Source organism: Culturomica massiliensis, from assembly GCF_900091655.1.
GTDB classification, from domain to species: Bacteria; Bacteroidota; Bacteroidia; order Bacteroidales; family Marinifilaceae; genus Culturomica; species Culturomica massiliensis.
The window spans coordinates 1,951,978-1,964,122 of sequence record NZ_LT594621.1 but is presented as its reverse complement, the minus strand read 5'-3'; the positions used below and the strand labels follow the sequence as shown (position 1 = coordinate 1,964,122).

Annotated in this window: 14 protein-coding genes; 1 reads left to right on the top strand and 13 read right to left on the bottom strand. The window is 33.2% G+C overall.

Translation table 11 applies throughout. From position 1 onward, the window contains the following. Nucleotide 1 precedes the first annotated feature (1 nt). Nucleotides 2-1,177, top strand: coding sequence for a TolC family protein (locus BN8908_RS09815; protein WP_021987555.1), 1,176 nt, complete (start codon nt 2-4; stop codon nt 1,175-1,177). 342 nt (nt 1,178-1,519) lie between these two features. On the opposite strand, the gene BN8908_RS09810 is transcribed toward BN8908_RS09815, so the two are convergent. The 13 genes from BN8908_RS09810 to BN8908_RS09750 form a co-directional block, all read right to left on the bottom strand. After that, nucleotides 1,520-1,990, bottom strand: coding sequence for a hypothetical protein (locus tag BN8908_RS09810; protein ID WP_068690313.1), 471 nt, complete (start codon nt 1,988-1,990; stop codon nt 1,520-1,522). Next, a complete protein-coding gene (locus BN8908_RS09805; RefSeq protein ID WP_068690312.1) occupies nt 1,983-2,459 on the bottom strand; it encodes a hypothetical protein in 477 nt (158 codons plus the stop codon). The genes BN8908_RS09810 and BN8908_RS09805 overlap by 8 nt, the downstream gene beginning before the upstream one ends. Further along, entirely contained in the window at nt 2,452-2,865 is a 414-nt protein-coding gene (locus BN8908_RS09800; protein WP_068690311.1) for a pepsin/retropepsin-like aspartic protease family protein, read from the bottom strand. The genes BN8908_RS09805 and BN8908_RS09800 overlap by 8 nt, the downstream gene beginning before the upstream one ends. Then, nucleotides 2,862-3,260 carry a hypothetical protein gene (locus tag BN8908_RS09795; protein WP_068690304.1) on the bottom strand — a complete coding sequence of 133 codons (399 nt, stop codon included), beginning with the start codon at nt 3,258-3,260 and terminating at the stop codon, nt 2,862-2,864. Before BN8908_RS09795 ends, BN8908_RS09800 begins: the two co-directional genes overlap by 4 nt. Continuing rightward, nucleotides 3,261-3,677, bottom strand: a complete 417-nt coding sequence (locus BN8908_RS09790) for a hypothetical protein (RefSeq protein ID WP_068690302.1) — start codon at nt 3,675-3,677, stop codon at nt 3,261-3,263. 229 nt (nt 3,678-3,906) lie between these two features. Next, nucleotides 3,907-4,200, bottom strand: a complete 294-nt coding sequence (locus tag BN8908_RS09785) for a WG repeat-containing protein (RefSeq protein ID WP_262361136.1) — start codon at nt 4,198-4,200, stop codon at nt 3,907-3,909. Nucleotides 4,201-4,272: 72 nt separating this feature from the next. Beyond that, nucleotides 4,273-5,253, bottom strand: a complete 981-nt coding sequence (locus BN8908_RS09780) for an IS30-like element IS4351 family transposase (protein ID WP_005794072.1) — start codon at nt 5,251-5,253, stop codon at nt 4,273-4,275. A gap of 162 nt (nt 5,254-5,415) precedes the next feature. Continuing rightward, the gene (locus tag BN8908_RS18340) at nt 5,416-6,309 is read right to left on the bottom strand and encodes a WG repeat-containing protein (protein WP_082989243.1); all 894 of its coding nucleotides are present in this window, start codon (nt 6,307-6,309) and stop codon (nt 5,416-5,418) included. Continuing rightward, nucleotides 6,296-6,571 carry a hypothetical protein gene (locus BN8908_RS09770; RefSeq protein WP_068690300.1) on the bottom strand — a complete coding sequence of 92 codons (276 nt, stop codon included), beginning with the start codon at nt 6,569-6,571 and terminating at the stop codon, nt 6,296-6,298. Before BN8908_RS09770 ends, BN8908_RS18340 begins: the two co-directional genes overlap by 14 nt. A 962-nt stretch (nt 6,572-7,533) precedes the next feature. Next, the gene (locus BN8908_RS09765) at nt 7,534-7,986 is read right to left on the bottom strand and encodes a JAB domain-containing protein (RefSeq protein ID WP_068690298.1); all 453 of its coding nucleotides are present in this window, start codon (nt 7,984-7,986) and stop codon (nt 7,534-7,536) included. Nucleotides 7,987-8,075: 89 nt separating this feature from the next. Next, nucleotides 8,076-8,348, bottom strand: coding sequence for a hypothetical protein (locus BN8908_RS09760; protein WP_068690296.1), 273 nt, complete (start codon nt 8,346-8,348; stop codon nt 8,076-8,078). 252 nt (nt 8,349-8,600) lie between these two features. Continuing rightward, nucleotides 8,601-10,493 (bottom strand): DEAD/DEAH box helicase family protein, encoded by a 1,893-nt coding sequence (locus BN8908_RS09755; protein WP_068690294.1) that lies wholly within the window; start codon nt 10,491-10,493, stop codon nt 8,601-8,603. 351 nt (nt 10,494-10,844) lie between these two features. Next, the gene (locus BN8908_RS09750; RefSeq protein ID WP_068690291.1) at nt 10,845-12,053 is read right to left on the bottom strand and encodes a tyrosine-type recombinase/integrase; all 1,209 of its coding nucleotides are present in this window, start codon (nt 12,051-12,053) and stop codon (nt 10,845-10,847) included. Nucleotides 12,054-12,145: the final 92 nt, after the last annotated feature.

Here is a 12,145-nt window from a genome sequence, read left to right as displayed (position 1 = left end):
CATGAAAACAATTTTTATAATAGTGGCGATATTGGCGAGCATACCGCTTTACGCCCGGAATAATATAAAAGAGATTCTTTCTTCCATAGAAGAGAACAATACGACATTAAAAACTTTGCGGGAGGAAGTGAAGGCACAGCATCTTGGAAACCGGACCGGTATTTACCTGGCTAATCCTGAGTTGGAATTCAATTACTTGTGGGGACGTCCCGGGAATGTCGGCAGCCGGAAAGATTTCAGTGTCAGACAGACGTTTGATATTCCTACCGTTACGGGGATGAAGAGCCGGCTGGCGGACGATAAAAACCGGTTAGTCGATCTGCAATATAAATCCGATCGTTTGAATATTCTTCTTGAAGCAAAGCAATATTGTATCGATTTGGTGTATTACAACGCTCTTCGGAAAGAGTTGGAATTGCGTCTCCGACATGCCCGGACAATAGCTGATGCTTATCAAAAACGATTGAATCAGGGAGATGTCAATGTTTTGGAATACAATAAAATACAATTGAATCTGTCGGTGGTTCAAGGTGAATTGTCGCGGGTAAATATAGAAAGAAATATACTTTTATCCGATTTGAAGCGTCTGAACGGGGGAATAGATATCGTGTTTGAAGACAGTAGCTTTGAAAATGTACTTTTGCCTGCCGATTTTGAAACCTGGTATACTTCCGCTGAAGAAAATAATCCGGTTTTACAATATGTCAGGCAAGAAATAGAGGTGGGGCGGAGTGAAATAAAATTAAGCAAAGCATCCGGTTTGCCTGACTTTTCGGTGGGTTATATGTCTGAAAATACGACCGGACAAAATTACAAGGGGATCAGTTTCGGTGTTTCTATTCCTTTGTGGGGGAACAAAAACCGCGTAAAACAGGCAAAGGCGAATGTTGTAGCTGCGGAAGCCCGGCAGGTAGAAAATAAGCAACAGTTTTACGATCAATTGCGGAATCTTTACACACGCGCTGACGGTTTGAAACAAACAGCCGATAATTACCGGAAATCCCTGACTGCACTCAATAATACGGAGTTGCTGATGAAAGCGTTGAATGCAGGTGAGATATCCCTTTTGGACTACATCGTCGAAATAGGTCTGTATTATGATATGGTCAACCAGACTTTGGCGGCGGAACGTGATTTTGAAAAGGCACAGGCCGACTTATCGGCTGTGGAACTGTAAAAAGTGCCGGTACTTCGGGATAGGATTCTAGGAATACAATTCAGAACATAAATTTTTAATTCGGAATAAAATATATTGGAAAATGAATAAACAAACAAGGACTTCCCGAAACCGGGAAGTCCTTGCTATTTGAGGGTGTAATATTCGATATTACTTTTTAGCATGCATGATAGCAGCCTGAGCAGCAGCTACGCGGGCTTATTAATCAAGGTTTTCAGAGGTTTGGTGTAAACTATTTGTAAACAACTTTTTTATTTAGGTTTGATGTAATGTTTTTGTTGTTATTGAACTTATAGTTTCCTTTATATAAGCATAGCTTTGAGATAGGTTTTAGAAAGTGATTTATTTTTTGTTTTTAGTTGATATTTCTAGTTTGTTAAAGTCAATAATCCATTTGTGTTTCTTGAGAAATCTACTCCTTAATATACTTGAACAGGAATATAAACTTTGGTCAATATAGAACAATTCAGAATAAGCTCTCCCATTGTATTCAAAATTAAATATAACAGACTTGCATTTTCTGAGTTTATTATTACTACATTTAACTACTTTACAACCTGCTTTTTTATATACATCTTTGAAGAAGTAGTGCTTTAAATTCTCTGGGAAAATAGGAAAAGCTTCTCCACTTTCCCTTATAATCTTTTCTACTGCCATTTGATTAGCCTGATATCCTTCTTCTGTTGGAGGATATTTCTCTTTAAAGAAGCTCAGGAAGAAAGGACTAATTAAATTATGCTTAATCTTACTGTTCAGAAGAAAGGTAAAATGAAGGTTGCTTATATTTATTAAAATTGAAGTTTGATTATTCATTTCTCATTTTATAAACAAATAGATATATACCATTTAACATTTTGACATAAATGTCAATTGTAACGCCATTTCTTTCACATATCCATTCAAGTTCACCTGTTTTTAAATAAGCCATATTGAATGCTTGAAATATTTTAGTAGCTTCCTCTCCAGAAGAAGGAATAAGAGTAGATAACACACATTTTCTCTTATTGAAATCTGGATGCTTGGAAAAGAAACACAAAAAATAGCTATCAGGAGCTTTAATTATGCATGATGCACCATATTCATCAGTTCTATTTTTTTCTATTTTTTCAATAGAAGTTTTATAACCTTCTGAATTATCTAAACTTATTTCCTTTTGAATCTCAGCTATAGTCATCCCTATATAGCCCTGTGATTTAACCTCAATTGTATCAAATAGTATTATTAAAGTAGTTACTACTTTAAATAATGATTGTAAATTACATTTCAACATAGTATTAGTCATATATTTGATATTTATTAAAATCAATAATCCATTTATTTTCCAGAAGAAATGCTATTCCCAACACTCCATGAATCTGTACTCCAGTTTCATCTTGTACCTGTTTTACAGCTTCAGAAGTATCCAGTACAAAAAAAGTTGAAGTATAATCAACTCCTTCAAAATTAAATGTAGCTTCAATGATGGGAGTTTCTTTATAATGTCCCTCTATTCCCATTGTTCTAAATGTTCCTTCAAGTAATTTAAACTCATCTTTGAAGTGATTATATACAAAATCAAATAAGGAGTTATGTGTTGAGCCTGTATCAATTAAGAAACAGAGGTTTTTTAGTTTACCAGATGTTAGTATCAGTGGTAGACCGGCTTTTTGTATTCCTAAAGTAATTGGGAATGAAAACCTATCATTCATAAGCCACGTTTAAAATTATCAGGTAAACCACGTTCAAATTCATAGAATACCCCTTGATGATTTAAGATGTCATCAACATAATTTGAGGTAACAACATCTTTAGATATGATTTCTTTTAGCCTGCCAATAGTTAGGTTTAGTCCACTATCAATTGTCTCCTTTCTTGAACTGAAAAGTCCAGTTGGAATCCTGATAGGAATAGTTGGATTTCTTATGTAACTATTGTTTTCTATCCTGTCAAGGATTCCAACTCTACACATATATGCAATACAACAAAAGTCTTCCTTGTGTTCATATACATCATCCCCATTTGAGATCACTGGCTGTAATTCTGATAATAATTTTATTACCTTCCCCATGCATACAGCAATTCTATTAAAGTCTATTGTTCCCATTTATTCGTTATTTAGATGTTCATAAGGATTATTTTGTGCCCCTTTCTTTAACTGTTCTATTTGCCAGTTAAAATAATTTTCAAATTCTTCAATCATTTTTTCTTGTGGATATCCATCAGGGAAACTCCACGTCTTATTGATATTATCCAATAGTGGCATATATCCTTTCATTCTAATCTCAAGGTTATGCCCGACATAATCCAAAGTCCAAGTATTACTTTGTGAAGAAAGGATGACACTATCCTTTGTTGTTTTTTGGATAGATAATCCAGATGATTTTAAATAATTTATTACTACCCCATATTTCCCTATCATTCCTCCGAAGTTAGAGACATGGGTATTTACATGTTCTTTGTGGTCTTTATTTATATTGTAAATAATAAGACCAACTACTGCTATGACTATAATCCACCACATGATTTTATCTGTTTTTATGTTTGTTAATTGATTGTATTTACTTCATTCTTAGATTCCCCTATTCCATTTCCTTAAGTAAAGTTTACCATGTTCTTGAAATATTCTACTACATTATTGTCAATCAAATTACATGTGCTTCTTGTATTGAGGATGAGCACAAAAATTTATTTTTTATTTTCATATGAATAATAAGAGACTGCATTTTACCTAAGCTATTTATGAGAGTACATTACTGCCAATTGGAATATTCTTTTTGCCAAACAACTTCTCCTTTCTTATTGATATACCCTTCAATTATTAAACTTTTTCCTCCTCTAATTTCAAAAGAAGCCAGTCCATTTTTAAAAGAAGAGCACTGGTCATATTTATATGAAATCTTCACTTGAAAGGTAGTATCTATGTATCCCCATAGATTATTCTTTTTTACAGCTGCATAGCCTTCATTAAAAGGTTGTACATCTTCATATTCTTCTGATATGATATTCATCTCTTTATCAACAAATACCCAATTAGTGCTATCTATTTTTACTCCTGCATACCCATTGCCAAACTTTGTTATATCTATTAATGTGCCATCTATTAGATAATGCTGAATTCAACTTGCAAATGCAACAGAATTCTGATTAATAATTTGTTTAAATTTTTCGTTTGGCGTGAGGTATCCAAGTCTTTTACGAGGTCGATTATTGAGTTTATTTTCAATCCACTTAATCTGTTTGTTGGTTACTTCACTAAAGTCCTTACCCTTTGGGATATACTGCCTGATAAGCCCGTTGGTGTTTTCATTGGCACCACGTTCCCATGAGTGGTATGGTTTGCAAAAATAGAATTTTATTTCCAATTTTTGCGCAATTTCCTCGTGCTTTGCAAACTCCTTTCCATTGTCAGCCGTAATTGTGTGTATTAAGTTTTTCACTTTCCGCAGTGCCCATACTGCAATCTTAGCTACCGGGATGGCTTCTTTTCCCGACAACTTGCGTATCCAGACCCTGCTTGTTGCTCTGTCGTTAATGGTAAGAATGGCACCTTTGTGGTTCTTACCAATAATTGTATCTATCTCTAAATCACCAAATCTCTCCTTCAGTTCCACTATCTCGGGACGCTCATCAATATCCACCCTGCCTGGGATAAATCCTCGCCCTGCATTTTTAGAACCACGTTTGGCATACCTGCGACCTTGTCTGCGAAGATATTTGTGCAGTTTGCCACCCCGCCGCTTATCCTCCCAAATCCAGCGATATATCGTTTCGTGAGATACCATCGCAATTCCCTCCAAGCGGCTCCTGCCGACAATCTGCTCCGGGCTGAATCCTTTCTTCAACAGCTTTATTATCCGTTTTCTCATTGCCGGTGTAAGCACTTCCTTGCGATGTTTTTGCTGCTTGCGCCTGTCTGCTTTTCGCTGGGCAAGCTCCATGCTATAGCTACCACTTCGGGCGTCGCAATTGCGCTTTATCTCCCTGTAAACAGTGCTTTTATCTACTCCGATAGCTTCCGCTATTGCTTTTTTGCTCATCGGTATTTGCAACATCATAGAAATTGCATACCTTTGTTCCTCGGTTATATGTTTGCTCATCTGCAACTTTTTTTTCTTTGGACGGACAATTAAAGCAAAGATAGCAAACTTTATCCATTCAGAGTGAGAGAAAGGGGGACATTGTCTCTCTTTCCTCTCTGAAAAATAAATGTTTTTATTGCTTATTATCCGCACCCAAAAAGTTGCATTTATAAGTTGAACTCAAGAATTACCATTCTCGTCAATAAAATTATAACCTAAATCTAGTTTGCCAATATGCTTATGAGTGCAAGCGATCCCATTATTATAGGAATAAATTGTTGTAACTATGTCAAATGGAGTACCTATCATTTTACCTGATTTATTAATTATAATAGAAGACTTTGTAAACCTAAAGCCGCTCCTATCATCCATTTTTATATCACTGAATCCAACAATAGCCTTACCTTCTCTAAAAGTAGATGCAGAAGAATACTTGCTTTCAATCATCATGTTGCCACTCATATCAATATATCCCCATTTGGAAAAATTATTTGGCCCTTTACTTTGAACTTGAACAGCAGCTAATCCTTCGGAGAATTGATATCCATCCCTGTATTGAGGAGCAATGATGGTTTCCCCTTTAGAATTCATATAACCAAATAATTTAGTTATACTGTCTTGATATAAAATTCTATTATCGGAACAGTTCAACCATCGTAGATTTAATTGCTTCCCATTTGATATAAATTCTTTTATATTATCCCAATCATTCTCTTTGTCTTCAAATTCATAAATTAAAGTTGTGTCAATGGCTAATTTATTATCTAATGAGATATATCCATATTTATATCTAATCTTCTTTTGTTCAGCGGATACATAAAGTGATGAAGCTATATTACTTTTGAGAGTATCAGAGAATGTGATGCAAGTGGTATCAACAATAATTAATGCTATTCCTTCATTAAAGTATGAAGCATATAAGTACTGTGGCTTTATAATTTCATTGCCTAAGCTATCAATATATCCATATTTCCCATCTTTATATATAGGATATAAATTCGTGGGGGTCTGAATGCATGAGCACAGTACTAAAGTGCCCCATAATAATAGTAAATAATATCTATAACTTTTCATTTGTTCTTTGATTTATATCATTTATAATAAGAGATAATAGTTGATTAATCTGATTAATGTTGCAAGTAAAAGGATAGCCATAGCCATCTTTGGTAATAGCCATGTAACTATTATGAGTAGGATTACTTTCATCGTCTTCAAGTGGTAGTTTTGACAAATCTCGAATGATTAGTGAATGTGTTATTGAAATATTATCAATATTCAATACTGGCATGGAATTAAGAAAGGTAGCTAACTCTTCTGTAATCAAAATTCTTTTCATGTAATTTTTCTTTTTGTAGCCATACTACAAAAAGAAGGTGTGGTACTTTCCTGCTGAGTCCAAGGTATCACCACAACACCTACAATCACAAACAAGGAAAGCCCACACCTTATGATGCGAGCATTCACTTACCTACTGTTGTGATTGTTAGTCTTCAAAGTGGTGATTTTAGGACTTCACAAGTAAGAAGCAAACACTTCTTTTTCTAATATGTCTTGATTAAACTTTTATTTCATTAGCAATCATTTAACTGATCATTTTGCAAAGTTAAAAATTTGCATAAATAAATAGTTATTTGAAAGCTACTTTTAAATAAAAATAAATTCAAATCCATATCAGCACCATAGGCATGAGCTTATATCCTTGTATGTTTGTCATATAGTATAGAAAGTAGATGAAGCACTTCCTTATTATATGATCATCAATGGTAAATATACCATAAAATTATATTACATATCTCTGATTCTCATTATTTTTCAATTTTAAAGCTCCAATTCTTAATCAAAGAACTGAGGCTTACAACATAATAAAACACAATACAAGGATATTGTTCTTTATTCATCTCTGGCTATTATGCACATCACAATCACACAAATAATTAGTAGGATAACAGTTTTTACAATTAAATTCATTTTACTGGCTTTTATTTATACAAATTAAATACAGGCATCCTTAGCTACTCTAGAAGGGAGAATTGGTGATAAACTGGAAAAAACATCATTCCCATATATCCTCGTGACAGATGTACTCACTTTAATTTATTATTATAGGAGAAGTGAATACATTTGTTCATTTAGATTATATAATTATATTACATAAGTGAGCAATGTCGAATTTTTCTATTCTATCCCTATAAGGTATATCATATTTTTTTCGACAATACATTTTTTCCTAGCATAATGGATAAGAAATGAATGAGATTCCAGAAGGAATATGAATATTCTATAATAATTAATGTATTCTTATTGTCTTATTTTCCTTTCATCAGAATAACTATAATAATTATCCCTCGTAACAATTAAATGGTCATATAATTTGATATTTATTTGTTGGGCAGCTTCTTGTATTTTTTTAGTCATTACATCATCATTATTGCTTGGTAGTATATTACCTGCTGGATGGTTATGAGCAAGGATAATACTTGAACTATGAGTTAATAAAGCAGTTTGCAGTATCAACCTGACATCAACAATTGTACTATCCATCCCTCCTTCTGAAATAGTTGTAATACCTAAGACCTTATTTGCATTGTTAAGTAATATTAGTTTTAAATATTCCTTGTATTCCAGTGTATCAGCATTGAAAGCCTCCTTTATTAATAGTTCATAGGCATCTTTGGAGCAATGAATGGTATATCTTTCTGATGCTCTTACTTTAGGTTTATAGCTGATAGCAATTTCACTCACTTGTTTCATAATTCAGTGTTATATTAAGGTTATTCTATCATAAAAAAAGCAGTCAGGTTTATCACCCGACTGCTCTCCTGGAGTATATTCATTAGTTCCTATAGAGTTGCTAATATAGTAGCCCCTCCTTCTCCTTGCTGATGCAATAAAAAGAACATATCCCCAGTTTCAGCAGAACATACTTCTGAGATTACAGGAGTTGTTAATTCTCCTGATTCTGCCTTTTTAGAACAAGCACCAGTTTCAAAGCCATAGACAAAGAAGCATTTGCCAGTGTGTTCATTTTTTTTCACTTCGATCTTTTCTACATTGTGCTGTGCTTTAAACTCAGCGACACTCATTGTCTTTAAGAACTTCAAGTTTCTTTCCATAATTGTAATTTTTTATTGTTGCATAGGGGACTATCCCCACCTGCCGAGTGATGGGGGAGGTGTGGTTGGCGTACACATTGCTCTTGGAAATAAAAAAATATCAGAAAAAAATTTAGAAATGAGATTTTTGTCAGTAAGACCTGTTATACATTACCCTAGGACTATATAAAAATATCCCCTGCTTTGTGGTGAAAACAGGGGATTATGAGTAGATGCCAATTCTTACAAATTACATTTTATATAGCACAATATTTAGAATTTAGCATTTTTGACTTTCCAACCAAGGGTAAAAAACATCTTGTTTAGAATTTCAAAGCCATCAATCCTCTTACCAAAATCTGATATTTTAACTTTTCTAACGTTAAAATACTGTTTAATCAAACTTGCTTTTGCTGTAATATCTATTCTCAATTTTTGGAAGCATAATCCAAGCTGATATTTTATTTCTTTCAGAGAGTATCTATGGCCTTCTTTAAATGTAATACTCAACTCCTCTTGTAATGCAGCCTGAGTTTCAGGTAATTTGAAGTGTGCCATATTTCTGATTTCAATTTCATCATACTTCAATTCTGCTACTATCTCATCACCTAATACATTATATGCAAAAGGAATAATATCATTTTGCATTTCAATATCTTTAGCTAAATCTGACATTGCAACTGGATGCTCTTTCCTTTCTTTTGAATACATTTTATAAAGTACCTCAAAATTACTTTCACCCATTCCAAAATAAATATTATTATGTATGTTTTGCTCCCAAGAATTTTCATCTTCAATATCATATCCTGCTTTCAAATATGCTTCTCTTAATGAAATTCCGTTAGAATAAATATCATCAATAGTTTCAAATTTGTACTGCGCATGGGCAATTTTCATTTTATCTATCTCAACTTTTTTTTCTTCTGCATTATAACAAGCAAATTCTTCTGGATCATCGAGCCTTATTTTTTCTACTATAACAGTTTTCAAATCATCTCTAAGATTGTGATATGCCTCAATTGTCCTTTCAGCACTAACTAATCTCCTATTCAATTTTTCTTCATACTCTTTTCTACTTTCACACATAATTCCTGTGTTATATATATGAAGGATAACATTTTTAAAAGGATTTTCTTTGGTTCTGATTCTTCCAGCTATCTGTACGATATCTGTTGATATATCTAAAAGAGAACTTTTTGCATATCCTTCACTTGCAATAACTACTAATCCTGCTTTGGAATAAAAATCTGCTCCATAAAAAGCTGTTTTAGTACAGAAAGTAAAAGTTTTATTTTTACCATTTGCCTCCCCAATAGTAAAACCCTCTAATTTCTTTTTATTGATTTCATTCTTGGCACATATAATTTTCACTTCATTGGGAGATAATCCTGCTGATTTTATGATGCCCTTAATTGCAGATACTGAGTTTACAAAAAAGAAATATTCTTCAACTTTATTACCTCTCAGTTCAAAAGGATGTCCCAATTTATGATTTCTGATAATATTGGCAACTATAGCTAATGGGTGATTTGACTGTATTCTAAAGGGCATTATCCTGACAGAATTTTCCCATTCTATCTCATGTTCAGGCAATCCTTCAAGTTCTGATGGTTTCCATTTATATGGGATTGGGGTTGCAGAAAGATAAGTCACATTTGAAATATCTTTCAGTTCATTCAATAAATTCCTTATCGCAGCATTTCTATAAATATAAGCATCCAAGATTTCCTGATATTCATCCACGACAATTTTGCATTTAATAGATTGCTGCTTCATTACAGCATATACTCTTGGAAAAGAATCATATGTAACCATTATTTTCACGGGTTGTTTCCCTTGGCATTCTTCGATATATTTTTCAATATCTCTTTGTCCAACTCCCTTTTGAACTGCAAAAAGTTTATGATGGCATCTTTCGTTGGGATATTGAGCCACTTTATTATTTATTAATTGTCTCGTAGGGCAAGCGATAATAATATTTTCTTCATTCTCCAGTACAACAGTGGTTGCCCCACAGCCTGTTTCCTTTTTGTTTAAAATACCCGCTGGTAATGTCGTCATAAACTCACTGAGATATACTGCTCCAGTAGGTGCAGTAATCACAGTCTTTCCACCTATCTCATGAGTAGAAAGACTTTGCTCTTTTTTTGATAAATACTTTTTCATTTTATTTATTTTTAAATTAATAATACTGTCGAAAAACTATTTCACTCCTTTTAAGGAGTAAGGTAGGAAATTCGACAAAAAGATATAACTTACCTGTACAGCCACATACAAGCATACATTTCTTTTCTTCCCACAAAAATTTTATGAATTTTACTCAGAGGTATTGCTTCTTGCCACCTCTCGGAGTACACTAGGCATTGTAGTATAAAAATAACTACTAGCCAGAAAAGTTTTGCAAAGGACAGTATTTTTTTTATAAAAACAAATAAATTTGAAAATATATTTTTAATCTTTTGAAAATAAATAAAGAAATCTCTATTATCAAGCTGATTACAGAGATTCTTTTTTTACTCACTTCTGGAGACAATTTCCAAACACACAAGTAATGACCTTTTCATTAAGTACACTGATAGGAGAGTAGTCTTTCTTAATATAGCCTTCTGTTATTCTGTGAGCAGAAGAGTGATTTAAAGCAAAACCTACTTCCTCTGTGCTTGCATGGCAGTTATTTTGAGCAATGGTAGCCCATGAATGTCTGAAATTATAGATACATATAGGGGGAAGATTATTTGCTTTACAATAGACTTTTAGACCTCCATTTACATTTGTATTGAATGTATTACTGTCCTGATACCTATAATTGAAGTTGAGTAAATACTCATTGTCTGATTTATACTTTTCAAACAAGTGCTGTATTCTGAGAGGTATTTTGATTTCCAGATATGCCCCATCACTTCTGTGCTTTTTGGTTTTCTGTCTATGGTAGCATAGTAAATCTCCCTTTAGGTTCTCTTTTTTTAATTCATATAAATCTGCTGTATTCATTCCTACCAGACAGAATACCATTTCTGCAACATCCCTGCTTATTTCTGTTCTAGAAGATAAGTACTTTGTCATAGGCATGGAGCCATTAAAAAAGGCTTGTAATACAGGTATTTCTAAAGCTCTTTTTGTGGGAGTGTCAGCTTTAGGGATTTCAATCTTTCTGAAAGGATTGGTTTTAATTCGGATAATATCATGGTCATAATCATTGAACTCTTCAAGGGCTGCATTGAAAATCATCCTGATACAGATAGGATACATTTCTTTTGCTCTATTGGTATTGGCTAAAGAATTTATCCAGTCTTGAATAAATTTGCTTGTCAGTCTTGAAAACATTATATTTTCATTGTTAGCAAATCTTTCTAAAGATTGATAAGCCCATTTGTAGTTTTTAGAATTCCTTTCCATCTTTCTGAGGCTTGCCATTTCAAAAATATATTTTCTGGCATAGTCAGAGAAAGATATATCTTTATCTTCATTTTCTAAGAAATTGACTACCTTATTGACAGTCCATAAACTAATATCCTTTTGATTAAGTTTCGAATTATAAGCTTTGATAAGGTTTGTACAGTAGGATAGTACTTCTGTGTCTTTGACTTCTCCTTTCCTGATACCTGATTTATCTACTACCTTTTCTGTTTTGATATATGCGGTTTTTCTATGATGAGTGATTCTGATGTAAACAGGGTACAGATTATCTGTTCTTTTCTTCCTGACACATATTTTGAAATTTGCCATAATTGATTGGTTTATATTTGTTTACAGATTGTATTTTGGTGTAAACATTTCATCAATTTGGTGTAAACAATGTGTAAACATTTCCTCTGAAA